Source organism: Ruegeria sp. D1(2025) (assembly GCF_056536425.1).
This window is the reverse complement of sequence record NZ_JBQFPO010000003.1, coordinates 1-22,918: the sequence shown is the minus strand read 5'-3', so window position 1 is coordinate 22,918 and position 22,918 is coordinate 1. Positions and strand designations below refer to the sequence as shown.

The 22,918-nt window shown below is 60.6% G+C and carries 23 protein-coding genes; 13 read left to right on the top strand and 10 right to left on the bottom strand.

The window, feature by feature from the left end:
• Nucleotides 1-49 precede the first annotated feature (49 nt).
• Nucleotides 50-1,390, top strand: coding sequence for a M16 family metallopeptidase (locus ACR1XU_RS09495; RefSeq protein WP_480905958.1), 1,341 nt, complete (start codon nt 50-52; stop codon nt 1,388-1,390).
• Entirely contained in the window at nt 1,387-2,697 is a 1,311-nt protein-coding gene (locus ACR1XU_RS09490; RefSeq protein ID WP_480905955.1) for a M16 family metallopeptidase, read from the top strand. The genes ACR1XU_RS09495 and ACR1XU_RS09490 overlap by 4 nt, the downstream gene beginning before the upstream one ends.
• Nucleotides 2,698-2,718: 21 nt before the next feature.
• Here ACR1XU_RS09490 and ACR1XU_RS09485 read toward each other — a convergent pair whose 3' ends face one another.
• The 3 genes from ACR1XU_RS09485 to deoC are packed head-to-tail and all read right to left on the bottom strand — an operon-like array spanning nt 2,719 to nt 6,934.
• On the bottom strand, nt 2,719-3,528 hold the full coding sequence (locus tag ACR1XU_RS09485) for an SDR family oxidoreductase (RefSeq protein WP_480905952.1): 810 nt from the start codon (nt 3,526-3,528) through the stop codon (nt 2,719-2,721).
• A 25-nt stretch (nt 3,529-3,553) separates the two neighbouring features.
• Nucleotides 3,554-5,887, bottom strand: coding sequence for an aldehyde dehydrogenase family protein (locus ACR1XU_RS09480; RefSeq protein WP_170679826.1), 2,334 nt, complete (start codon nt 5,885-5,887; stop codon nt 3,554-3,556).
• 48 nt (nt 5,888-5,935) lie between these two features.
• Entirely contained in the window at nt 5,936-6,934 is a 999-nt protein-coding gene (deoC, locus tag ACR1XU_RS09475; RefSeq protein ID WP_480905948.1) for a deoxyribose-phosphate aldolase, read from the bottom strand.
• A gap of 199 nt (nt 6,935-7,133) precedes the next feature.
• Between deoC and ACR1XU_RS09470 the strand changes: the two genes are divergently transcribed.
• The 6 genes from ACR1XU_RS09470 (at nt 7,134) to ACR1XU_RS09445 (ending at nt 14,458) form a co-directional block, all read left to right on the top strand.
• Entirely contained in the window at nt 7,134-8,087 is a 954-nt protein-coding gene (locus tag ACR1XU_RS09470; protein WP_480905945.1) for a metal ABC transporter solute-binding protein, Zn/Mn family, read from the top strand.
• A gap of 4 nt (nt 8,088-8,091) precedes the next feature.
• Nucleotides 8,092-8,895, top strand: a complete 804-nt coding sequence (locus ACR1XU_RS09465; protein WP_321249758.1) for a metal ABC transporter ATP-binding protein — start codon at nt 8,092-8,094, stop codon at nt 8,893-8,895.
• A 3-nt stretch (nt 8,896-8,898) separates the two neighbouring features.
• On the top strand, nt 8,899-10,104 hold the full coding sequence (locus tag ACR1XU_RS09460) for a metal ABC transporter permease (RefSeq protein ID WP_170679819.1): 1,206 nt from the start codon (nt 8,899-8,901) through the stop codon (nt 10,102-10,104).
• Nucleotides 10,101-11,030, top strand: a complete 930-nt coding sequence (locus tag ACR1XU_RS09455; RefSeq protein WP_480905940.1) for a metal ABC transporter permease — start codon at nt 10,101-10,103, stop codon at nt 11,028-11,030. The genes ACR1XU_RS09460 and ACR1XU_RS09455 overlap by 4 nt, the downstream gene beginning before the upstream one ends.
• Before the next feature lie 280 nt (nt 11,031-11,310).
• Entirely contained in the window at nt 11,311-13,176 is a 1,866-nt protein-coding gene (gene mutL / locus ACR1XU_RS09450; protein ID WP_480905937.1) for a DNA mismatch repair endonuclease MutL, read from the top strand.
• Nucleotides 13,177-13,228: 52 nt separating this feature from the next.
• Complete coding sequence (locus ACR1XU_RS09445) at nt 13,229-14,458, top strand: DNA recombination protein RmuC (protein WP_170613113.1); 1,230 nt, start codon at nt 13,229-13,231, stop codon at nt 14,456-14,458.
• Between the two features lie 9 nt (nt 14,459-14,467).
• Here the strand turns inward: ACR1XU_RS09445 and ACR1XU_RS09440 are convergent, their stop codons facing one another.
• Both ACR1XU_RS09440 and ACR1XU_RS09435 read right to left on the bottom strand, forming a co-directional pair.
• Nucleotides 14,468-15,118, bottom strand: coding sequence for a ChrR family anti-sigma-E factor (locus ACR1XU_RS09440; protein ID WP_480905934.1), 651 nt, complete (start codon nt 15,116-15,118; stop codon nt 14,468-14,470).
• 7 nt (nt 15,119-15,125) lie between these two features.
• The gene (locus tag ACR1XU_RS09435; protein ID WP_170613167.1) at nt 15,126-15,782 is read right to left on the bottom strand and encodes a sigma-70 family RNA polymerase sigma factor; all 657 of its coding nucleotides are present in this window, start codon (nt 15,780-15,782) and stop codon (nt 15,126-15,128) included.
• Nucleotides 15,783-15,931: 149 nt separating this feature from the next.
• Here ACR1XU_RS09435 and ACR1XU_RS09430 point away from each other — a divergent pair, with 149 nt between their 5' ends.
• From ACR1XU_RS09430 to ACR1XU_RS09415, 4 genes are all read left to right on the top strand, one after another.
• Nucleotides 15,932-16,702, top strand: a complete 771-nt coding sequence (locus ACR1XU_RS09430; RefSeq protein WP_480905931.1) for a DUF1365 domain-containing protein — start codon at nt 15,932-15,934, stop codon at nt 16,700-16,702.
• 99 nt (nt 16,703-16,801) lie between these two features.
• Nucleotides 16,802-17,119: a DUF3775 domain-containing protein gene (locus tag ACR1XU_RS09425; protein WP_170613119.1), complete on the top strand. Its 318-nt coding sequence runs from the start codon at nt 16,802-16,804 to the stop codon at nt 17,117-17,119.
• A gap of 177 nt (nt 17,120-17,296) precedes the next feature.
• Nucleotides 17,297-17,530 carry a YjiS-like domain-containing protein gene (locus tag ACR1XU_RS09420; RefSeq protein ID WP_170613121.1) on the top strand — a complete coding sequence of 78 codons (234 nt, stop codon included), beginning with the start codon at nt 17,297-17,299 and terminating at the stop codon, nt 17,528-17,530.
• A gap of 54 nt (nt 17,531-17,584) precedes the next feature.
• The gene (locus ACR1XU_RS09415) at nt 17,585-17,785 is read left to right on the top strand and encodes a DUF1127 domain-containing protein (protein ID WP_170613123.1); all 201 of its coding nucleotides are present in this window, start codon (nt 17,585-17,587) and stop codon (nt 17,783-17,785) included.
• A 68-nt stretch (nt 17,786-17,853) separates the two neighbouring features.
• Here ACR1XU_RS09415 and ACR1XU_RS09410 read toward each other — a convergent pair whose 3' ends face one another.
• Genes ACR1XU_RS09410 through ACR1XU_RS09395 form a run of 4 tightly spaced genes read right to left on the bottom strand, consistent with a single transcriptional unit; the run spans nt 17,854 to nt 21,354 of the window.
• Entirely contained in the window at nt 17,854-18,996 is a 1,143-nt protein-coding gene (locus ACR1XU_RS09410; protein ID WP_480905928.1) for a saccharopine dehydrogenase family protein, read from the bottom strand.
• A 3-nt stretch (nt 18,997-18,999) separates the two neighbouring features.
• Complete coding sequence (locus ACR1XU_RS09405) at nt 19,000-20,055, bottom strand: saccharopine dehydrogenase (protein ID WP_480905925.1); 1,056 nt, start codon at nt 20,053-20,055, stop codon at nt 19,000-19,002.
• Nucleotides 20,056-20,069: 14 nt separating this feature from the next.
• Nucleotides 20,070-20,684: a glutathione S-transferase family protein gene (locus tag ACR1XU_RS09400; protein WP_480905922.1), complete on the bottom strand. Its 615-nt coding sequence runs from the start codon at nt 20,682-20,684 to the stop codon at nt 20,070-20,072.
• A gap of 19 nt (nt 20,685-20,703) precedes the next feature.
• Nucleotides 20,704-21,354, bottom strand: a complete 651-nt coding sequence (locus ACR1XU_RS09395; RefSeq protein WP_480905919.1) for a histidine phosphatase family protein — start codon at nt 21,352-21,354, stop codon at nt 20,704-20,706.
• 155 nt (nt 21,355-21,509) lie between these two features.
• Between ACR1XU_RS09395 and ACR1XU_RS09390 the strand changes: the two genes are divergently transcribed.
• Nucleotides 21,510-22,712: a Zn-dependent hydrolase gene (locus ACR1XU_RS09390; RefSeq protein ID WP_480905916.1), complete on the top strand. Its 1,203-nt coding sequence runs from the start codon at nt 21,510-21,512 to the stop codon at nt 22,710-22,712.
• A gap of 14 nt (nt 22,713-22,726) precedes the next feature.
• Here the strand turns inward: ACR1XU_RS09390 and ACR1XU_RS09385 are convergent.
• On the bottom strand, nt 22,727-22,918 hold a 192-nt coding region (locus ACR1XU_RS09385; protein WP_480813832.1), incomplete at its 5' end, for a hypothetical protein.

Sequence of the window (22,918 nt, the reverse complement as noted above, 5' to 3'; positions counted from 1 at the left end):
CGCGGCGCCACCGTAGTTTGAAACGCATAAACCAAACGGAGGATGCCGCATGGTTCGGGCACTGGCGTTGATTGCCGCCCTGATGACCGCGACCCCGCTTCTGGCCGAAGAAGGGCAGGAGGCAGTCACGACTTTTACACTGGATAACGGCATGGATGTCGTGGTGGTCGAGGATCATCGCGCCCCGGTCGTACAGCATATGGTCTGGTATCGGGCCGGTTCGGCGGACGAGCCCATCGGCGCGTCCGGCGTGGCGCATTTCCTGGAACACCTTCTGTTCAAGGCCACCGACACGCTTGAGGCCGGAGAGTTCTCGGCCACCGTGGCGGCCAATGGCGGCAATGACAACGCGTTCACGTCGTATGATTACACCGCCTATTTCCAGCGCGTCGCCGCTGACCGGCTGGAACTGATGATGCAGATGGAATCGGACCGGATGCGCAACATCCGCCTGACCGAAGCCGATATCGAAACCGAACGCGATGTGATCCTAGAGGAACGCAACCAGCGCACGGAAAACAACCCTCGTGCCCTCTTCGGCGAGCAGATGGGCGCGGCGCAGTATCTCAACCACCGGTATGGTGTGCCGATCATCGGCTGGAAACACGAGATGGAGGAGTTGGATCTGGACGATGCGCTTTCCTTCTATCGGATACACTATTCGCCCAACAACGCGATTTTGGTGGTCACGGGTGACGTCGACCCGGAGGAGGTCCGCGTTCTGGCCGAAAAATACTATGGCGTGATCCCGGCCAACCCCGACCTGCCTGAACGGGTCCGCTCACAGGAGCCGCCGCAAACCGCCGAACGACGCCTGACCTTCAAGGATCCGCGCGTGGCGCAGCCCTACCTGCAGCGCAGTTATCTGGCGCCGGAACGTGACGCAGGTGCTCAGGAAAAGGCCGCAGCGCTGTATTTGCTGGCCGAATTGCTGGGCGGCGGCACCACCTCGTACCTCAATGAAAAACTGCAGTTCGAGAAGCAGATGGCCGTCTATGCAGGCGCGTTCTATCGGGGCGTATCGCTGGATGACACGACCTTCGATATGGTGGTCGTCCCGGCCGAGGGCGTCTCGCTGCAAGATGCTGAGGATGCGATGGATCAGGCGGTTGCGGACTTCATTGCCGAAGGTGTGAACGCAGAGGATCTGGACCGGATCAAGATGCAGCTGCGTGCCGCCCAAACCTATGCCCGCGACAATGTCGACGGGATCGGCAACCGCTATGGCCGCGCGCTGACCACCGGTCTGACGGTCGAGGATGTGCAGGCCTGGCCCGACATTCTTCAGGCCGTGACCGGAGAAGAGATCATCGCGGCCGCCCGCGAAGTGCTGCAGCCCGAAGCGTCTGTCACCGGATGGCTGATGCGTGACGATGAGGTGACGCAATGAAACGGATATTCGCAACCCTGATCGCCTTGGTCATTGCGATGCCTGCATGGGCCGAGATCGAGATCCAGGAAGTCACCTCGCCCGGCGGCATCAAGGCCTGGCTGGTCGAGGACCCATCGATCCCTTTCACCGCGTTGGAGTTGCGGTTTCGCGGCGGCACCTCGCTGGATGACCCGGACAAGCGTGGCGCGGTCTATCTGATGAGCGGCCTGATCGAGGAAGGCGCGGGCGACATGGACGCGCGGTCCTACGCGCGAGAACTGGAATCGCTTGCGGCCTCATTTACCTACAACGCCAGCGATGACACGGTTTCGATTTCGGCACGGTTTCTGACCGAAAATCGGGATGAAGTGATCGATCTGCTGCGCACCACGATTCATAAGCCCCGCTTCGATCAGGACGCGATTGACCGGGTTCGCGCTCAGGTACTGTCCGGTTTGCGGTCGGACGAGACCGATCCTAACGACATAGCTGGCCGCAGCTTTGCCCGTATGGCCTATGGGGACCATCCCTACGGGTCCGAGGGCAAAGGAACGATCGAAAGCGTTTCCGCCCTGACGCGCGACGACATCGTTGCGGCCTACGACAACGTCTTTGCCCGGGACCGGCTGTATGTCGGGGCCGTCGGCGACATATCGGCAGAAGACCTGGGTGCACTGCTGGACAGGCTGCTGGCCGATCTGCCCGAAACCGGCAAACCGATCCCGGACAAGGCGCAGGTTTCAATCACGGGCGGCATCAGCGTCGTTGATTTCGATACCCCGCAATCGGTCGCCCTGTTTGCCCAGAAGGGGATTGACCGTGACGATCCGGATTTCTTTCCCGCCTTTATTCTGAACCACATTCTGGGTGGCGGCGGATTCGAAAGCCGCCTGATGCAGGAGGTTCGCGAAAAACGGGGCCTGACCTATGGCGTCGGAACCTATCTGGTGCCCAAGGATCTGGCCTCGGTCTATCTGGGATCGGTGTCATCGGCCAATGACAGGATCGCAGAAGCGGTCGAGGTGATTCGCGATGAATGGGCGCGCGCCGCGTCCGAAGGCGTGACCCAGAAGGAACTGGATGACGCCAAGACCTACCTGACAGGAGCCTATCCGCTGCGCTTTGACGGCAACGGCCAGATTGCCGGGATCATGGTCGGGATGCAGATGGAAGGCCTGCCCATCGATTATATCGCCACCCGCAACGATAAGGTGAATGCGGTGACGCTTGAGGATGTGAACCGTGTGGCATCCGAACTGCTGGACCCCGAAGGCCTGCACTTTACCGTCGTGGGCAAGCCGGTCGGTCTGGAAACAACAAACTGATGATCAGGGGCTGAGCGAAGCTCAGCCCTTTTTCATGCTCCGCAACATCTCACCCATCATCTGTCCGAACTTACCCGACCCACGCTGATAAAGTGCTCCGTCAACGGCCAGAACCGTGCCGCTGATATAGCTGGCCAGGTCAGAGCCGAGGAACAGACAGGCATTGGCCACATCCTTCGGCTGTCCCCAGCGGCCCAAGGGCACGTCCTTGCGAAGCTCTTCGTGGGCGTTTTCGGTGGGGGCCAGACGTCTGGCCCCTTCTGTGCCTTCGATGAATCCGGGCACGACCGAGTTCACGCGGATGCCCTCGACACCCCATTCCATCGACAATGTGCGGGTGATCTGATCGACGCCCGCCTTGGCGGCGCAGACATGCGCCTGACCTTCGTAAGGCAGATAGGATTGCGGGGCCGAGATGTTGATGATGCTGGCCCCGGGGCGTTTGAGGTAAGGATAGGCCCCCTTCATCACGTGGATCGTGCCCATCAGATCAATATCGATTACGGTCTTGAACGCATTGACCGACATCTCGGCCGCCAAGGCGGGGAAATTGCCCGCCGCGCCCGACACCAGAACGTCGAAATCTCCAAATGCCTCGTGGAATTGCTTGAGGCCCTCAGCCACAGCCTCAGGGTCACGCACGTCAAACGCCGCACCGACGGCATCCTGTGCGCCCGCAGCTTTCAGTGCGGCAACCGTATCATCGACCTTCTCCTGCGACCGGCTGGCAACGGCCAGTCTGGCACCCGAGGCCGCAAAGGCCTCGGCAATACCCCGGTTGATACCGCTGGTTCCGCCGATGACGATGACGGTCTTTCCTGAAAAGTCCATGTAGGCCTCCCGAGATGCGGGAGCCCTACTCGCCGTAAGGCACCCAGATGTTCTTCACTTCCGTGGCAGCCTGCAGGAAGCGGCGGGAATGGTCCATGCTCCAGTCAAATGCCGTCGCGTTATTGACCCAGGTCCGTTTCAGGTTCCCGGCCGAGACCACCTCGATCTCTTTCGACAGGTCGGTGGAAGAGAACGACCAGACCGCATCGACGTTCAGATGCGAGGCCAGCGGTTTCGCTAGTTCCGCGTGGCTGCCGGTCAGGATGTTGACCACACCAGCGGGCACGTCCGAGGTTTCGAGGATCTGGTAGAAATCGGTTGCCGCCAAAGGATAAGGCTCCGAGGCCAGCAGAACCGTGCGGTTGCCCATCGCAATCGCCGGAGCCATTACAGAGACCAGACCCAGCAAAGGTGTCTCATCCGCACAGAGCGCACCGATCACGCCAACGGGTTCCTTCATGGCAATCGCCACGCCGCGGATCGGAACGCCGTGCACCTGACCGTCATACTTGTCGGCCCAGGCAGCGGCAGTGAACAGGCGCTGGATTGATGATTCAACCTCTTTGGCGCCGTCCTTCTTTCCGGTCATGGCGTCGATACGAGCGGCGAACTCATCAGCACGGGCCGAGAGGTTCTCACCGATATAATACAGGATTTGCGCGCGCAGATGGCCGGTGGTCTTTGACCAGCCTTTGGCCCCCGCTGCAGCTTCAACCGCATTGCGAACGTCTTTGCGGTTGGCAAGGCCGACATGACCCAGCAGGCCGGATTTGCCCCAGACCGGTTTCGAATAACCCCCATCGGGCCGCGCCTGCTTGCCGCCGACATACATCTTGGCGGTGCGGTCGATGGGGTCGACCGGTGCGCCTTCGCCCGTCGTTGCTTCGACCTTCGCCAGTGGCTTGGCCTTGCCCTTGGGTTTGGTATAGGCCGCCAGACCTTCCCAGCCGCCTTCACGGCCAAAGCCGCTTTCGCGCACGCCGCCGAATCCGGCTGCCGCGTCGAACAGGTTGGTGGCATTCACCCAGACCACACCCGCGACCAGCTTGGGAGCGATGTCCAGTGCGAGGTTCACATTCTCGGTCCACACAGTCGCGGCCAGCCCGTAGCGGGTGTTGTTGGCCAGTTCGACCGCCTCTTCCGGCGTGCGGAAGGTCGAGGACACCAGCACGGGACCAAAGATCTCTTCCTGCATCAGCGGATCGGACGTCTCCAGCCCCGAGATCAGCGTCGGAGGATAGTAGCAGCCGTTCGCGGGCAGCTCGCAAGCGGCCTGATGCACATGACCAGCCGTGTTGCTTTCGACCATGCCCTTGATGGTTTGCAACTGAACCGGGTCCACAACGGCTCCCACGTCGATGCATTTGTCCAGCGGATTGCCGACGCGCAAACCGTCCATGCGTGCGCGCAGCTTGTCGTGGAAGCGGTCGGCAATGCCTTCCTGCACCAAAAGGCGCGATCCCGCACAGCAGACCTGACCCTGATTGAACCAGATCGCGTCAACCAGACCTTCGATGGCGCTGTCGATATCGGCGTCGTCAAACACGATGTAGGCGGACTTTCCGCCCAGTTCCAACGTCAGTTCCTTGCCCGATCCAGCTGTCGCTTCCCGGATCCGGCGGCCAACGACGGTCGAGCCGGTAAAGGCGATCTTGTCAACGTCCGACGCCACGATCATCTCGCCCACTGCACCATCACCGGTTACAATGTTGACCACCCCTTTAGGCAGGCCCGCCTGCGAGCAGATATCGGCAAATAGCAGCGCAGTCAGCGAGGTGTATTCGGCTGGCTTCAGAACCACCGTATTCCCCATCGCCAGCGCCGGAGCGATTTTCCACGCCAGCATCAGCAGGGGAAAGTTCCACGGAATGATCTGGCCGCAAACCCCCAACGCCTCGGCACCGGGCAATTCGCTCTCCATCAGCTGCGCCATGCCCGCGTGGTAATAGAAATGCCGCTGCGCCAGAGGGATATCGATATCGCGCGACTCGCGGATCGGCTTTCCGTTGTCCAGGCTCTCCAGAACCGCAAACAGGCGCGAATGTTTCTGCAAAAGCCGTGCAATGGCATAGAGATACCGCGCACGTCCAGCGCCACCCAGTTTCTCCCATTTCGGCTGCGCCGCGCGTGCGGCAGCAACAGCGGCGTCCACGTCTGCCTGTTTGGCCTGCGTCAGCCTGGCCAGCACTTCTCCGGTGGCTGGATTGCGGCTGTCAAAGCCCTTGCCGGGCTTGGTGAAGGCGCCATCGATATAGTGACCGAACTTGTCGCCCTGATCGACCAGCCAGGCCAGCGCCTCAGCAGCGCTTTCGGGGGCGGGGCCATAGTCCATGGTTTCGAATATCTCTTTGACTGTCATGACTTCATCTTTTCCCAAATACTCACTGTCCAGACTTCAAAACGGGGCTCAGCCCATAGAATGTCTGTAACCAGCCGAGTAGGCCCCGGTGACATAGTGTTCCAACTGCCGTTCGATATCGCCCAGCAACGATGACGCGCCAAAGCGAAACAGATCGGGTTCCAGCCAGCGGTCCCCCAGCTCATCCTTGATCAGCGACAGGTACACCAGCGCATCTTTGGCCTTCGAAATTCCGCCCGCAGGCTTGTAGCCAACCCGATAGCCGGTGCGGTCATAGTAGTCACGGATCGCGCGGATCATCACCAGCGACACGGGTAAAGTGGCGTTGACGCTTTCTTTCCCGGTCGAGGTCTTGATGAAGTCCGCCCCGGCCATCATGCAGACCAGCGAGGCGCGCGCGACATTGCGCAGGCTGCCCAGTTCTCCGGTTGCAAGGATGGCTTTGACATGTGCATCGCCACAAGCCACGCGGAAGGCCTTCATTTCCTCGTACAGCGCCTGCCAGTCGCCCGACAGCACGTGACGGCGCGAGATCACGATGTCGATCTCTTCGGCACCAGCCTTCACGCTTTCTTCAATCTCGGCCACGCGCAGGTGGAAGGGTGACAAACCCGCGGGAAAACCAGTCGAGACAGCCGCAACCGGAATGCCCGTTCCTTTCAGCGCGTCCACGGCAGTTTCGATCATGTCGTGATAGACACAAACCGCCCCTGTGGTGATCGGCGGCATATCCAGCGCTTGCAGAGCTGAAGGTGCCACAGGCTGCCGGGCCTTGGCGCACAGGCGACGCACGCGGCCGACGGTGTCGTCGCCGGACAGGGTCGTCAGGTCGATCATGGTGATCGCCTTGAGCAGCCAGGCCGCCTGATATTCCTTTTTGACTGAACGTCGGCCGGGCAGCGTCGCCGCGCGGCGCTCGATCGCCGAGGTGTTGGCCTGAACGGCGCGCACCCAGTCCATGTCCAGCTCCATGCCGGGGTTTCTGGGTTCTGTCACTTGCGGCAGATGCGCGGTGCGCACGGGGCTTTCTGAGCTCTGCGTATCCATCATCACGTCCTTTGGGAGGTTTGCGCCAAAATCGCACGGGACGAGGTGAAAGGGAAGGTGTTCGGCTGCTCTCGGCACATATTTTTTGACCATTTGGACAAAAACAGGCGTTTTCTTGCGAGTAATTCGCAATAGCATTGACTTAGTTGCGAATGGTTCGCATATTCATTCTCAAGAGGATGCCATTTTGGGGCTGAATATGATTCGTCGCAGCTTTCTTGCAGTACTGGCCGTGGTCGCCATTCTGCCTTTGTCCGCCTTGGCCGAAGCGCCGCTGAAGGTGGTCGCCACTACCGGCATGATTGCCGATGCCGCCCGTCAGGTCGGGGGTGATCAGGTCGAGGTTAAGGGCCTCATGGGCCCCGGCGTCGACCCGCATGCATATCGCCAGACTCGCAGCGACATCGTTGCGATGACCCGCGCCGACCTTATTCTATGGCACGGTCTGTACCTTGAAGCGCAGATGGAAGATTTCTTTCATGACCTTGGCCGCAAGCGCACCGTCGTTGCCGTTGCCGAAGGAGTCGACAAATCCAAGCTGCGCGCGCATGACGATTATGCCGACAAATACGACCCGCATGTGTGGATGAGCCCGGCCCTGTGGCGTGATGTTGTGATCGAAGTGCAAGAGGCGCTGACTGAGGCGCGCCCCGAAGCGGCGGGCATCTTTGCCGCCAACGCACAGGCACATCTGGCCGAACTCGAACAGCTCGAAGCCTATGCCGGTCAGGCCCTGGCGTCTGTCCCGAAAAACAACCGTGTACTTGTCACCGCGCATGATGCCTTTGGCTATTTCGGGGCCGAGTACGGCTATGAAGTGATGGGAATACAAGGCATCTCGACCCAGTCCGAGGCCGGTCTGAACCGGATCGGAGAGCTGGTGGATGCGCTGGTCGAGAAGCAATTGACCGCTGTTTTCGTGGAAAGCTCGGTCTCCGACCGCTCGATGCGTGCATTGATCGAAGGCGCCGCTTCCAAGGGCCACGAAGTGGGCGTTGGTGGCGAGCTGTATTCAGATGCCATGGGCGAACCGGGCACGTATGAAGGTACCTATATCGGCATGCTGGATCACAACATCACGGTTATTGCCGGGGCGCTTGGGGCCGATGTGCCTGCACGCGGCATGAACGGCAAATTGTCGGCGGGGTTCTGAGGCGATGCTTGAACTGGCCGCAAATCAGGGTGTTTCAGTGACCGACCAAAGCGCCGGAGACAGCCCGCTGGCCATTCGCGGACTGACCGTTTCCTATGGTCAGAAACCGGCGGTGTTTTCGGTGGATATGACAGTCCAGCCGGGGGCGATGACGGCGATTATCGGGCCAAACGGTGCTGGTAAGTCGACCCTTCTCAAGGCAGCTCTGGGGATCGTGTCGCCTTTGTCGGGGCAAGTCACGGTCTATGGTCAGCCGCTTGAGAAACAGCGCGCTCGTATTGCTTATGTACCGCAGCGCGCCAGCGTGGATTGGGATTTTCCGACCCGCGTGATTGATGTGGTGCTGATGGGGCTGTCGCGCGAACTTGGGCTGCTGGGCCGCGTACGTGCGCGGCATATGTCGCGGGCGATGGACTGCCTGCACCGCGTCGGGATGCGCGATTTCGCCGATCGTCAGATCGGCCAGTTGTCCGGCGGGCAGCAGCAACGTGTGTTTCTGGCCCGCGCGCTGGCGCAGGATGCCGATCTGTATCTTCTGGACGAACCCTTTGCCGGTGTCGACGCAGCTACCGAAAAAGCTATCATCGCGGTTCTGAAATCACTGAAAGAAGCCGGCAAGACTGTTGTGGTCGTGCATCATGATCTGGCCACCGTCACCGACTATTTCGACCATGTTTTCCTGATCAACACCCGTAAGGTTGCCGAAGGCCCCGTGGCGCAGGCCTTTACGGCCGAAACCCTGCAATCCGCCTATGGAGGTCGTCTGGCAACCGCACAGATCGACCAGATTTCGCGCGCGCTGGGGTAAATCATGCTTTGGGACGCCCTGACCCTGCAGCTTGGCTATAACGCCACGCTGGTCGCCATAGGTGCAAGCTTGCTGGGCGTGTCTGCCGGTGTGGCTGGAACCTTCTTGTTTCTGCGCAAACGCGCGTTGGTAAGCGATGCGATCAGCCATGCGACCCTTCCGGGCGTGTGCCTGGCCTTCATGGTGCTGGTTGCGCTGGGCGGCGACGGGCGCAATCTGATTGGCCTGCTGGCGGGGTCGGCTGTATCTGCCTGGGTGGGTCTGCTGTGCATGAACTGGCTGACCCGGCACACCCGTCTGGCCGAGGATGCCGCCATCGGCGCCGTCCTGTCCGTGTTCTTCGGGATGGGGATCGTTCTGCTGACCGTGATCCAGACCATGGGTGTAGGCCGTCAGGCCGGGTTGGAGGGGTTCCTGCTGGGCTCGACCGCAGGGATGCTTTGGGCTGACGCACTGATCATCGCCATGGGCGGGGCGGTTACGCTGCTGCTGGTGATGATTATTCGCCGCCCCATGATGATGGTGGCCTTTGACCCGGAATACGCGGCCGCCCGAGGAGTGCCGGTGCACCGGGTCGATCTGGCCATGATGGGGCTGGTCATGGCCGTCACGGTTGTGGGCCTGAAAATCGTTGGGCTGATCCTGATCGTCGCCCTGCTGATCATCCCGCCCGTGACTGCGCGGTTCTGGTCCGACCGGTCGGACCGCGTCGTCCTGCTGGCCGGGTTGACCGGTGGGATGGCTGGGTATCTGGGTGCTGGGATTTCAGCCTCGGCCCCCAATCTGCCGACGGGGCCGATCATCGTGCTGGTCAGCTTTGGCTTTTTTGCCCTGTCGCTGCTTTTTGCGCCGGTTCGCGGCGTTCTGGCCGCGATTTTGCGCCACCTGAGGTTCCAGCGTCGCGTTCATATCCGTCAGGGTTTGCTGGCAATGGCGCAGGGGCAGAAGATATACGAGCCGTTGACCTTGCGGTTGCTGCGCCGGGCCGGGCTTGTGCGTGCCGATGGCGTGGCGACTGAGGCGGGCAAGGCGCGCGCCGCAAAAGCCCTGCGTGATGAAAAACGGTGGGAGATCGTGCGTGCCGATCAGGCGCACGAGGCAACAGCAGCACTTTATGACGGGTTGCGCGACATCGAATCTGTTCTGACCCGCGATCAGATCACTGAAATCGACCGCCGCATCGGTGGTCCGCAAGAGGTCATGCCATGAGCGGTGAAGAATTCGTCCCGCTGTCCCTGACGCCATTGCTGATCGGAACGTTTGCGGCGATTGCATGCGCCCTGCCCGGCAACTTTCTGGTGCTGCGCAAGCAGGCGCTGATCGGGGATGCCATCAGCCATGTCGTGCTGCCCGGCATCGTTGTTGCCTTTCTGCTGACCGGAGCGATTTCGACCTGGCCGATGATGCTGGGTGCAGCGGGTGCTGCGGTTGTCGCCGTGGTGATGATCGAGGCGATACGGCGCCTTGGTCAGATTGAACCCGGCGCAGCGATGGGCGTGGTCTTCACCACCATGTTCGCCGCTGGTGTGCTGTTGCTGGAACAGACCGACACCTCGACCGTGCATCTGGACGTAGAGCATGCGCTTTACGGTAACCTGGAAAGCCTGATCTGGCTGGACGCTACGGGCTGGGCCTCGCTGCTGGACGCTACGGCGCTGGCAGGCCTGCCGCCGGAACTGCCGCGCATCGCCCTGACGCTGGCCGGTGTGGTTCTGTTCACCTGGCTGTTCTGGCGACCGCTCAAGATCTCGACCTTCGACGAAGGGTTCGCGCGCACGATGGGCATACGAACGGGTGCCTTGGGTATGGCGCTTGTGATCGTGGCGGCGGTCGCAGCGGTCGCGGCGTTTGATGCAGTAGGGTCAATCATCGTGATCGCGATGTTCATCTGCCCGCCTGCCGCGGCGCGGATGATGACAAACCGGCTGGAAACCCAGATCGCATGGAGTGTTCTGTTTGCTGTTTTGTCCGCCGTTTCCGGCTACATACTGGCCGGGTACGGGCCACTGTGGTTGGGCGGTGCGGATGCGGTCAGCGCGGCAGGGATGATTGCGACCATGTCGGGTCTGATACTGGCGTTGGCCGCCGTATTCGGCCCGTGCCGGGCCCGTGCCGGGGCGCCTGCGACTGCCTGAAGCGGCGCTTTCCCGCCAACCGTTGACGTGACGTCTCGGCCAAAACCTGCCCAAGTGAATGCGCATTCAGAGTTAACGCGAAATTCATCAGGTCCCGTGCTAGGGACGGGTCAATTGAACTTCGAACGACCACCACTCACCAAAGAACGTTCGGGCAATTGTGATTATGACGCCGCTATCAGACCGGCGCGATGCAATTGTCCGAACGCCCCCTCGTATCCCGAAATACAGGTTTCAAACCGGTGGCAGAATCGCTCGTGATTGTGCTAGGTCTGGTGGTATGGCGCAGGCATACCCCAATATCGGCGAAAATCGCCCCAAAATCCGTCAACTTGACGACGCGGCGATTAATCGTATCGCTGCGGGTGAAGTGGTGGAGCGCCCTGCCTCGGCGGTTAAGGAGCTGGTCGAAAACGCAATTGATGCGGGGGCGACGCGGATTGCCATAGATATCGCCGATGGCGGCAAGACGCTGATTCGAGTCACAGACGATGGCTGCGGCATCGCGCCCGAGGATTTGCCGCTGGCCTTGTCCCGCCATGCGACGTCAAAGATCGATGGGACGGATCTGCTGAACATCCACACCTTCGGCTTCCGGGGTGAGGCACTGCCGTCGTTGGGTGCCGTTGGCCGCCTGACCATCACAAGCCGCGTGCCGGGGGCGGATGCGGCACAGGTCCATGTGTCGGGCGGGAAGATGGAGCCGGTTAAACCTGCGGCTCTGCGCGCAGGCACCGTGGTCGAATTGCGCGACTTGTTCTTTGCCACACCCGCGCGCCTGAAGTTCATGCGCACCGACCGGGCCGAGGCACAGGCGATCAACGACACGGTCAAACGTCTGGCCATGGCCGAGCCCTCGATCACTTTCGTCCTGCGCGACGTCTCGGGCGGGGGAGAGGGGCGTGTGACCTTCCGCGCGGACCGCGAGAACGGCGATCTGTTTGACTCCCTGCACGCCCGTCTGGCCCGCGTGATCGGGCGCGAGTTTGCCGAGAACGCGTTGCAGATCGATGCCACGCGCGAGGGCATCCGGCTTTACGGTTACGCCGCGTTGCCGACCTATTCCCGGGGGGCAGCGGTGGCGCAGTACCTGTTCGTGAACGGGCGACCCGTGCGCGACAAGATGCTGACCGGCGCGTTGCGGGCAGCCTATTTCGATTTCCTCAGCCGAGACCGCCATCCGGCAGCAGCCCTGTTCATCGATTGTGATCCAACGCTGGTGGATGTGAACGTACATCCCGCCAAATCCGAAGTGCGGTTCCGCGACCCGGGTCTGGCGCGCGGGTTGATCGTGTCCGCCCTGCGTCATGCGCTGGCTGATGCCGGGCACCGGGCGTCCTCGACCGTGGCCAATGCCACTTTGGGTGCCATGCGGCCGGAACCGGCGCAACCGGCGCCGGCGCGGGTCTACCAGATGGACCGGCCTTCACCAGCCGCGCGTCAGGCAGCCTACCGGGCGCAGGCCCCGGGCTTTGCCGAACTGGCAAACGACTACAGCGGCAGCATCGTTGACGCGACGCCCTTGGCGTCTGCGATTGCGACGGTGGAAGAACCGCCTGCACAGGACCTGCCGTTGGGTACCGCGCGCGGGCAGGTGCATGAGAATTACATCATTGCCCAGACCGCCGATGGCATGGTGATCGTTGATCAGCACGCAGCGCATGAACGGCTGGTCTATGAAAAGCTGAAAAACCAGATGGCCGCAAATGGCGTTGCCGCACAGGCCTTGCTGATCCCCGAAATCGTTGAAATGTCCGAAGGGGATTGTTCGCGTCTGATGGCGGTGGCCGAAGATCTGTCCCGCCTTGGTCTGACGATCGAGCCCTTTGGAGGCGGCGCAATCGCCGTTCGCGAAACCCCGGCCATTCTGGGTGAGGTCGACGCCAGGGCAATGATCCTGGATATCCTGGATGAGCTGACCGATCAGGGCGAAAGCCAGAAGGTACAGGCGCGGATCGAGGCGATCCTTAGCCGGGTGGCCTGCCATGGTTCCGTCCGGTCAGGCCGTCGGATGCGGGCCGAAGAAATGAATGCTCTGCTGCGCGAGATGGAGGCCACTCCACATTCCGGCCAGTGCAACCACGGTCGACCCACCTATGTCGAATTGAAGCTGAGCGATATCGAACGCCTGTTCGGGCGCAGTTGATCCTGCGCCCAAGACAGGCTAAGGGGAATAAAACAAGAACATCCGAGGCAGCATGATCGAGATTGCAGGTACCCAATACGCGTTGAACGACCCATTGATTCTGATCGTGGGTGGAGTGGTAGCGCTGATCTTGCTGCTGTTGTTCCTGTCGCTGCGGGCGGCCAACCGCTCAGCCCGGATGGCGGAACCGCTGGCGCGGCAGATGGCGCATCTGGGCCAGCATGTGCAGCAGTTGGGGCAAGGGCAGGAGCAGCTGCGTGGCGGGCTGCAGCACGTGTCGGACACGCAGGCCAATGCGCAGGTTCAGGTGATCCAGACGGTCGAGGCGCGCCTGTCTTCGGTCCAGCAGCAGATGAACGACCGGCTGGCGGACAACGCGATGAAATCGGCCCGCGCCCTGGCCGAGATGCAGGAACGGATGAAGGAATCGCTGCACGGGTCGTCGAAACAGACCGCGACCTCGCTGACCCAATTGCAGGAAAGGCTGGCCGCCATCGACAAAGCGCAGGACAACATCACCAAGTTGTCAGGGGATGTGCTGTCCTTGCAGGATATTCTTTCCAACAAACAGCGGCGCGGGATGTTCGGGGAAATCCAGCTGAACGACATCGTGTCCAAGGCTTTGCCGACCGACAGCTATTCGTTGCAGGCCACCCTTTCGAATGGCAAACGGGCGGATTGCCTGATCCACCTGCCCAACCCGCCCGGCCCCATCGTGATTGACGCAAAGTTTCCGCTGGAGGATTTCGAAGCGCTGGCCGCTGCTCAGACTCGGGCCGAAGTGGACAGATGCCTGAAGGCCTTTGGTGCGGCGGTGAAGGTGCACATCAGGACGATTTCCGAGAAGTACATTCTGGACGGTGAAACAGCCGACGGTGCGCTTATGTTTGTTCCGTCCGAAGCCATCTATGCCGAATTGCACGCGCGCCTGCCCGAAGTGGTCCGCGAAGGGTTCGCGGCCCGTGTCTGGATCGTTTCACCCACGACCTGCATGGCAACACTGAACACGATGCGCGCGATCCTCAAGGACGCCCGGATGCGCGAACAGGCTGGCGCGATCCGCCGGGAGTTGGGGATGCTGCACAAGGATGTCGAAAGGCTGGGCGATCGCGTGGCCAATCTGGACCGGCATTTCGGGCAGGCCGCCAAAGACATCTCGGACATCAAGATCAGCGCTGAAAAGGCGGGACGCCGGGCACAACGTCTGGACAATTTCGATTTTGAGGAACTGTCCCCGGACGATCACGCCAACGTGGTGCCCTTGGGCAAAACCGAGGCCTGATCGCGCGGGTCAGATCCGCAGGAATGGCTGGAACAGGCGCGGCATCAGTTTGGTGAATTTCAGGGGCGCGTCCGTCACCGCCAGACAGATGCAGTCGGCCGAGATGTCGGCCACCGGCATGTGATGCAGGTCCTGATCGGCGATTTCGACATCACCACGCGCAAAGTGGTCGACCTCATCCGAAAACGCGCCCTGCAACACCATGGTCAGTTCTGTTCCATGGTGGCTGTGATCCGGTACGGCAGACCCTGCAGGGATAAACAGCAACCGGGCCGTTGACTCGCGTGTCGTCGGCAGGATCGCTTGCTTGACGCCCATGCCAATCGGCCTCCAGCGGATCGCGTTGACATCGCCACCAACGTAATCCTGCAAGGGCGCGGGCAGAACGGAACAGGCTGGCCGTGCGGGCTTGGGCCTCGGCGCGCCCTGGGAAATCAAGGCCATGGTCGCCGCCAAAGAGTCTTCGCTCATTGTGGGCATCTCGGCCTGATCCTCCAAAACCTCACCACCAATGATGTTGTAGCTTTCAGCCGCAGCCCGGCAGCGGTCGCACAGTGACAAATGTGTCGCGACCATCAGATCGAATGCTTCGGGCAGCGTACCTGCTGCATAGGCCATCAGCAGGTCGTCGGTCAGGTGATGTTTAATGGCTTCTGTCATCGTTTTCTCAGTTCATCGCATGGCGCAGGCGATCCAGCGCCAGTCTAATTCGTGATTTGATTGTTCCCAGCGGCAATCCGGTTTCCGACGCGATTTCGCGGTGACTCAGATCGCCGAAATACGCTTTTTCGATCAGTTGGCGCTGCGCTTCGGGCAGAGCTTTCATCGCAATCCGCAATTGATCGGTTTCCTGTTGCAGGGCAACAACCTCGGTTTGATCCGGTTCGGCTTCGGGTCCCCAGCCCAGATCCTCGGGTTCGGGGCGGCGTTGTTTGCGCAGGATGTCGATCCGCTTGTTCCTTGCAATCGTGAACACCCAGGTTGCCACAGTGGCGCGGGTCGGATCGAACAGATGCGCCTTGTGCCACAACGTTGCCATCACCTCCTGCGCGCATTCTTCAGCGGTGGTGCCATCGGCACCGGATTTGATCAGGAACGCCTTGATACGTGGTGCAAAATGCCGGAACAGCTCGGCAAAAGCCGCCTGATCCTGCGTGTCACGGATGCGCTTGACGTGATCAACCCATTCGGACCTGACACCGCACTTCTTTTGCGTTCCGTTCAATTGTTTACCCTTGATGCGTTTCTTTGCGACCCAAGGCTGGCCCGCGCCACTTGGGGGCGCAGGATCGTCGAGCGTCGCGGTGTCGATCTCGGTAAACATAACCACATTACGTGGCAGCGCCAAAGCCGGATCATTTAGCCCTGCATTTTTTGATCCGATTTGCCTATCTGGCCGTAACAAAACTGAAATCAGCGCATTAAGTTTGCAGAAATTGCATTATTGTTAGACTGACAGGAACCCGTAGCCGCATGAACAAAATCGACCATATCGCGGGACACACCTATCACAGCCGGAAAGGTGAGATTGAGAACGCGTTTCGGTATTCGGTCGATTTCATTCTGTTCGACCCCGAAAACTTGCCGAAAACACCATATCTGTTCTCGTTTCGACGTGCCAACCTGATGAACTGGCGCGACCGCGATCATGGTGGCAGTCCAGGTGAAGGGCAGGGCGTGAACTGGCTGCGCAGCAGGCTTGAGGAGATGGGTTTGCCCTCGCCGTCTCGAATCTTGCTGCTGACGCAACCGCGCGTATTAGGGCACGTGTTCAACCCGGTCAGCTTCTGGCTTTGCCTTGACCCGGACGCGCAACTTTTCGCAGTGATCGCCGAAGTGACCAATACCTATGGCACGCGGCACAGCTATCTTTGTCATAAGCCCGACCTGTCGCCGATCCAGCCCGAAGATCGAATAGTGGCGGACAAGAAGATGCATGTTTCTCCGTTTCAGAAGATTGAAGGGACGTACAGCTTCCGGTTTGACTTCCGACCGGACCGAGTTGGCGTCATGATCGACTATTCCCGGAAGGATGGCGGATTGGTGGCAACCCTGACCGGGTTGCGGGCACCGTTAACCAACCGCTCTATCCTGACGGCGCTTGTCCGTCGCCCCTTTGGGGCGCGCCGGGGATTTGCCCTGATCCTGTGGCAGGCTTTGAAGCTGTGGATCAAGAAGGCCACGTTCCGACCCTTTCGAACCGCACCGGTGCCAGATCAGCCGGTGTCGCGCCCCCGCATGTAAGATTCCCTCAGACCAGGCGACGTTTGCGTAAGATCAAAGACGCGGCCGTTGCGTCGTGATTGTGATAGCCTGAAACCCGCGAACATAAGGAGATGGGACATGCTGGAAATTTCGGCCAGAAAGGTTGCCCAGGTGGCAATGATGGGGCGCGAACTGGGGCGTGCCGAAGCAGAGCTGCGCGCTTTCGTCGACCGCATGAGCGAAGACGAGCAGGCCGAGCTGGTGGCGATCATGTGGATCGGCCGCGAGAGCTTTTTCGCCGAAGATCTGGCCGAAGCCATCGCAACCGCAAAATCCGAGGCCTCGACCCCCTGTGCCGACTACCTGATCGGCACGCCGCACCTGTCGGATCACCTGGAAAACGGGCTGGATGCGCTGGGGATTTCGGCCGAGGATGTCGAGAATGACCTGATGTAGGCTCCATATGCCTGAACCATCGAACAGGGCCAGAGCCGTCTGATCCTAACTTTGGATTTCGAATACCCGCAAGCCGAACATTAATTCGGATTAATCCGGTGTTTTGGCATCGTTAACACTCCGCTCCTTTATCTGAACTGTGACCAGAAACGTTGTTCGGATGAGAAGGAGAAGGCGATGGCACATGTACACACAGCCAGACCGCAGCGTAGCTTCTTTGCCGGTCTGAGTTCAGAATGCCGCGCGCTCAGGGATGAGTTTGCGCGTCGCCGGCAGGTCGCTGAGTCGATGCAAACGCTGGAAAAAATGACTGACCGACAATTGGACGACATCGGCATTCCGCGCCATCGGATCGCACGATCCGCCTATCAAAGCGTCTATGGTCAGTCCCCGGTGGAACTGCGTCGCTAAGCTGGTTCGTCCCGACACGGATCGATCTTTGTCTGCAATTCAAGGAACAAAACGATGTTAGATACTATTGGAGTACACCAGGAGCGCCCCATTGCCAGCGCATTGCTGCTTTTTGACCGGGCCATGCAAATCCGTGCTGTTCGGTCCGATATTGTGCGGGCCGCTCAGGAACTGAACCGTCTGTCCGATAACCAGCTGTCCGAGCTTGGAATCAATCGGTCTGACCTTGATGAAACGATCCAGCTTTACATCTGAAAGCGGGATGCCGGAACAGCCGCATCGTCACGCCGATGCGGCTGTTTTCTTGCGCGCTGAGAAAAAGCTCAGCTTGTGTGATCCACAATCTGCAAATGCTGCGCCAGCGTGTCGATTTCGCCCATCCACGCCGCCACCAGCTTGGGATCGCTGGGCGCCGCATGAACGCCAGCGGGGATGGCGCGGTTCAGGACGGCTTCGACGGCCAGTGAGACCGGAATCGATACCAGACGGGCCATGGCAGTGCCGCGTTCATCGCCCCAGGCGTCCATGACGTAGGTTTTGTGCCAGACCTCGGCCCCGTCTTTTTCGGCCTTCAGGCCGACGCACAGAACCACGCGGTCGGGTTCGCCGTCGTCATAGGCGTTTTCTTCCCAGAACTGATCGGACATCTCTTTCAGCCGCGCATCGCCGTCCGGTCCGGTCAGGGTTTCGATTTCGCGGAACACGTCCGACCAGGCATCCGCCCAGCCGTTCAGACGCAGAGTGCCGCGCACAAACTCTTTGACCGGCCAGTGATCCTCGAAGTGATACTGCGCCATGAACGGGATCGAGTCACGGTTCGGGTAAACCTCAAAGCTTTCCGGCGCTGGAAGCGGCGCGATATAGCTGCTGATCGCATCCCATGGGCGTGCGACATCCAGCGGGGCGTAATCGCGGATCGATTTCGAGGGCGAGCGCAGCGCCTTGAGCACACCCAACGGCGACCAACTGAACTTGTACCGGAACGGGTTGGGGTTCTTCGGGATACCGCCGCAATACGAGATGAAGCTCAGGTGGTTCTGCGGATCGAACGCGTCCGAGGCGCGGTACTCATCGACCAGTGCATGTGCCATCAGGTGGTCGATACCCGGGTCCAGTCCGACCTCGTTGACCAGCGCCACGCCGGCCTCGCGCGCCTTGTCGTCCAGCGCGCGCATTTCGGGCGCGATATAAGACGACGAGACAAAATTTGCCCCTTTCGAAATCGCCAGCTCCGCCAGCGGCACATGCCAGTCGCCCGGCAGCATGGAGACGATCACGTCGCCCTTTTCCAGTACCGCACCAATTGCGTCGATGTCGAAGGCGCGGATGTCATCCGTCAGGTCTCCGACCTCGGCTTTGGCTTTTTCGATGGTCCGGTTCCAGACAGTGATCTTGTGCCCGCCCTCGAACAGGCGGCGCAGGCCGGGAATGGCCGATAGGCCGGTGCCACACCAGTGAATCGTCATCGCTCAGATCCCTTCGATATGTGTTTTGTAAGTTGCTTCTGCCCGGCCCCAGACACCACTTTCCAGATCGGTCAGGGTCAGCAGAGAGGGCAGCAGTTGCGCCGCGTAGTCTTCGGAACTTTCAACCGGCAGCATCGACGGCAGGTTGTCGATCGCCATCACATCCATCACCGGATCACTTGCCACGCGCAGGGCGGGGACGTCCCAGGTGGTGGCCCGGTCATAGACCGGAACCGGGTTGTAGTCGCTGTCCGGGTCGCAGGCCACGTCACCGATGGCGGTCAGCTTGCGAGTTGCGGTCAATGCCTCACGCGGGACGAAGACGGGCGTACCGGGGCGGGCGAAGATGCAGTTCAGGAACAGGTCGTGGTCGAGAATTTCCGGAAAGGGCCCGCCGCTGGCGGTTTCGGCCATGTCCCATTTGGTAACAGTAACGCCCATGGCTTCGCACAGATCAGCCGCGCCCGTGCCAACGCGGCCCAAGGCGCCGATGACAATGGCACGGGGGCGGTCGGTGCCGGTCGCGTCCAGTTCGGCCAGAAGCTCCGCGTTCAGCGCATCTTTGCTGGGATAGACACCCACGGGTGGACATACCTCATTTCGCTGCTGTGCGGCCCACGTCTTCAGCGTCACCGCTGCGCCTGCGTACCCGGCCCAGTACCCGAAAGCCGCAACCCGGCGGTCGTTTTCGTCGACCAGATATTCCAGGTCATAAAGCGTGCCGCCACCGGTCTTGAACCGCTCCAGCAGCGCGCGGCCAGAATGCTGACCCTTAAAGGCGTGGCCGAACATGATGTGTCGATGCGGCAGGGGCGTGCCATCCTCGGGCAGTTCTTTGAGGCCGAAGATGATCGCATCACGCGGGGCGTCGGGCCATGAATTCTCGGCCGCGATCTCACACCCGGCGTCCTTGTAATCGTCGATCGGGATCGCACGGACATGACTTTCCTCGACCGTCACGCGGATGCCCGCGGCAATCAGCGCGGCGGCGCCTTCGGGGGTCAGGCCGACCCGTTCTTCGTTCGGGCGCTGTTCTGCCCGGACCCACAGATGTGTCATTCGTTGTCCTTTTGTCAGAGCATTCCGGTGGCGCGCACCGCCTGTACCGATGCGCGTGCTTCCATCGCCTCGCGGAAGGCGACAATCTTGGAAAAGGCCGAGACGTCCACGCCGTCGCCCTCAAGCCAGCTGCAGACAACATAAAGATAGGCATCAGCCAGCGAGAACGCCTCGCCCAGCACAAACGGTCCGCGCAGACCGTTCGACGAGATATAGTCGCAGGACGCGGTCATCGTCTGCGGTACCTTGTCCTTCATATCCTTCCAGCTGGCTTTCTTGTCTGCCCAACGTGGACCGCGCAGCTTGTGCGCGTGGTTCACATGCATGGTTGAGGCCAGATAGTACATCACCTCGCGCATACGGGCCGCCATGACCGGGTCGTCAGGCACCAGCCCGGCTTCGGGCGCTTTGGCCGCGATGAAGTCCAGCAGCGCGCCTGTTTCGGTCAGAATGCCGCCGTCAACGGCCAATGCCGGCACGCGCCCTTTGGGGTTGATCTGCTTGTAGGCCGGTTTGGTCTGCTCGGCTTCTGCAAAATCCAGACGTATGGCCTCGTATTCCAGGCCCGCTTCTTCCAGCGCGATGGCGACGGCGACCGATATCGTGCGGGGCGCGTAGTAGAGTTGCATCAGATGGCCTCCGGTTTCCTTACAGATGGGTCTGGGCAAACTGCCGGTCGGGCGCTTCCAGATGTGGCACCGCATTGAACAGAACCGTGCTGAGCTGCGGGCCGATCGGATGCAGACGATGCATGGACGTGTTCATGATGGCAAGAGCCACGCGAGCCATGGAAGGTATGTCCAGCCCCATCGCCTGCCGCACGACCATGGAAATCAGTCCCCCCGAGGTGACAACGATGGCCGGGCCGCCCTCGGTTCCGATATCCCGCAATGCCGCCGAAACCCGGGCTTCGAATTCAGCGAAGGTCTCTGGTGTGTTGCGGATATCGCCGCTTGCCCAGGCCGCAAAGGTTCGGGGCAGGTGTTCGACAAAACCTTCCCGGTCCGTCGGAATGGCCACGCCATGCTGTTCTTCGAACAACTTCGCGATTGTGAAATATTCAATCTCGTTCAGCCGCGCGTCGCGCACCGGGTTGAGCAGGCCCATACTGGCAGCGGTCTCCACATGCCGGGTCAGGGTGCCACAATACGCCCGCGTGTGATGCGTATGCGTTTCCTTGAGGTACCCCCCAAGCCACCGCGCCTGCTGATGGCCCAGCTCGCTGAGCTTGTCATAGTCTTTTTCATCACGCGCAGAGGTGTTGGCCTGTCCGTGACGAACCAGTGTAATATGTGACATGGTGGTTCCTCTTGGCGTCATGTCTTAAGACAGGTTCATTGCCGGGGCCAGTGGTGTTGCACCCGCCCGGAGTGAAAAATCGCGGATCCGATGCAGCGGAAGACTTGCAGGCCAAGGCGCGGCCCATAAGTTTGATCGGGACAAAGGGGGCAATTATGGCTGTCGATGAAAACCGGTTTCTGGCCGATCTGCACAAATTGCGCTCGTTTGGGGCGGCGGGTGTTGGGAAGGGCGTGGTCAGGCCCGCCTATTCCGACGCGGACATCGCGGCGCGCCGCTGGCTGGCCGGTCGGATGGAAGACGCCGGACTGCGCCCGCATTTCGATCCTGTCGGAAACCTGTTTGGGTTGGCCGCCGGTCCGTCGCTGCTTATGGGGTCGCATTCCGACAGCCAGCCAGAAGGTGGCTGGCTGGATGGTGCGCTGGGCGTCATCGCGGCACTTGAAGTGGCGCGCGCAACGGATCGCGCGATTTCGGTCGTCAGCTTTCAGGATGAAGAAGGGCGGTTTGGCGTGACCACCGGGTCTGCCGTGTGGTCGGGAACGCTTCCTTTGTCCGCGGCTGATGCGCTCACCGATCATGAAGGCACAGCATTTTCCGAGGCCCGCGCCCTGATGAGTGGTCTGGCTCAGGACTTCGTCGATCCCGGTCGGTTCACCGGGTTTCTCGAGATGCATATCGAACAGGGGCCCGCGTTGGACACCAGCGGGGATCAGATCGGTGTCGTGACCGACATCGTTGGCATCCGCGACATGAAAATCACCTTTGAGGGACAGCAGAATCATGCGGGCACTACACCGATGCATCTGCGTCGGGATGCGTTTCAGGCAGCGTCCCTGTTCAATTCGCTGATCAACGACCGGTTCCGGAATGTGGTAGCCCCCGAAACGGTCTGGACCATTGGCCATGTCGATCTGCATCCCAACGCCTCGTCCATCGTGCCGGGGGTTGTTCGCTTCTCGATGCAATGGCGCGACGGTACATCTGACCGGCTGGAACGGATGGAGCAGATCATCCGCACGACCGCGCAAGAGGTCGCCGATCGAATGAACATGGCGTTGACCTACGGGCCGTTGCTGGGGCTGGAGCCCGTGGCGATGGATCGGGAACTCCGCGCGGCGCTGGAACAGGGGGCGGAAAGAATTGCCCCATCCCGCTGGCGCTCCATGCCGTCCGGCGCGTTGCATGATGCAACCAATGTGTCCCGCCTGATGCCGGTTGCTATGCTGTTCGTGCCGTCGATCAACGGGATTAGTCATGACTTCTCAGAAGATACGTCCGAACATGATCTGATCGCGGGGCTGCATGTTCTTGAACATGCAGTCAACGCGCTGCCTTCGGGCAAATCCGTTGCCTGACGGAGAAAAGTTTCCTAAAGGGGAATTGCTGGTTGTATATCCTGGTATACAACTGCTGCCAAAAACAACGTTTGCGCCTCAGCCATCTGAGATTGTGTCGTTGCCGTTTGTTTTGCAAAACTACAAGCGTTGAAGTCAGGAGAGAACAGGAATGTCGACGTATTATTCTGAAGAGCACGAGTGGCTGCGAGTTGAAGGAGAAGTTG

Excerpts from the sequence above, each read along its gene's own strand:
- ACR1XU_RS09390 (WP_480905916.1), top strand. The coding sequence starts at position 21,510 with ATGGCTGTCGATGAAAACCGGTTTCTGGCCGATCTGCACAAATTGCGC.
- ACR1XU_RS09400 (WP_480905922.1), bottom strand. The coding sequence starts at position 20,684 with ATGCAACTCTACTACGCGCCCCGCACGATATCGGTCGCCGTCGCCATC.
- ACR1XU_RS09490 (WP_480905955.1), top strand. The coding sequence starts at position 1,387 with ATGAAACGGATATTCGCAACCCTGATCGCCTTGGTCATTGCGATGCCT.
- ACR1XU_RS09405 (WP_480905925.1), bottom strand. The coding sequence starts at position 20,055 with ATGACACATCTGTGGGTCCGGGCAGAACAGCGCCCGAACGAAGAACGG.
- ACR1XU_RS09465 (WP_321249758.1), top strand. The coding sequence starts at position 8,092 with ATGCTTGAACTGGCCGCAAATCAGGGTGTTTCAGTGACCGACCAAAGC.
- ACR1XU_RS09395 (WP_480905919.1), bottom strand. The coding sequence starts at position 21,354 with ATGTCACATATTACACTGGTTCGTCACGGACAGGCCAACACCTCTGCG.
- ACR1XU_RS09455 (WP_480905940.1), top strand. The coding sequence starts at position 10,101 with ATGAGCGGTGAAGAATTCGTCCCGCTGTCCCTGACGCCATTGCTGATC.
- ACR1XU_RS09420 (WP_170613121.1), top strand. The coding sequence starts at position 17,297 with ATGGCACATGTACACACAGCCAGACCGCAGCGTAGCTTCTTTGCCGGT.
- ACR1XU_RS09460 (WP_170679819.1), top strand. The coding sequence starts at position 8,899 with ATGCTTTGGGACGCCCTGACCCTGCAGCTTGGCTATAACGCCACGCTG.
- ACR1XU_RS09440 (WP_480905934.1), bottom strand. The coding sequence starts at position 15,118 with ATGACAGAAGCCATTAAACATCACCTGACCGACGACCTGCTGATGGCC.
- ACR1XU_RS09425 (WP_170613119.1), top strand. The coding sequence starts at position 16,802 with ATGCTGGAAATTTCGGCCAGAAAGGTTGCCCAGGTGGCAATGATGGGG.
- deoC (WP_480905948.1), bottom strand. The coding sequence starts at position 6,934 with ATGGATACGCAGAGCTCAGAAAGCCCCGTGCGCACCGCGCATCTGCCG.
- ACR1XU_RS09415 (WP_170613123.1), top strand. The coding sequence starts at position 17,585 with ATGTTAGATACTATTGGAGTACACCAGGAGCGCCCCATTGCCAGCGCA.
- ACR1XU_RS09480 (WP_170679826.1), bottom strand. The coding sequence starts at position 5,887 with ATGACAGTCAAAGAGATATTCGAAACCATGGACTATGGCCCCGCCCCC.
- ACR1XU_RS09445 (WP_170613113.1), top strand. The coding sequence starts at position 13,229 with ATGATCGAGATTGCAGGTACCCAATACGCGTTGAACGACCCATTGATT.
- mutL (WP_480905937.1), top strand. The coding sequence starts at position 11,311 with ATGGCGCAGGCATACCCCAATATCGGCGAAAATCGCCCCAAAATCCGT.
- ACR1XU_RS09435 (WP_170613167.1), bottom strand. The coding sequence starts at position 15,782 with ATGTTTACCGAGATCGACACCGCGACGCTCGACGATCCTGCGCCCCCA.
- ACR1XU_RS09470 (WP_480905945.1), top strand. The coding sequence starts at position 7,134 with ATGATTCGTCGCAGCTTTCTTGCAGTACTGGCCGTGGTCGCCATTCTG.
- ACR1XU_RS09430 (WP_480905931.1), top strand. The coding sequence starts at position 15,932 with ATGAACAAAATCGACCATATCGCGGGACACACCTATCACAGCCGGAAA.
- ACR1XU_RS09485 (WP_480905952.1), bottom strand. The coding sequence starts at position 3,528 with ATGGACTTTTCAGGAAAGACCGTCATCGTCATCGGCGGAACCAGCGGT.
- ACR1XU_RS09495 (WP_480905958.1), top strand. The coding sequence starts at position 50 with ATGGTTCGGGCACTGGCGTTGATTGCCGCCCTGATGACCGCGACCCCG.
- ACR1XU_RS09410 (WP_480905928.1), bottom strand. The coding sequence starts at position 18,996 with ATGACGATTCACTGGTGTGGCACCGGCCTATCGGCCATTCCCGGCCTG.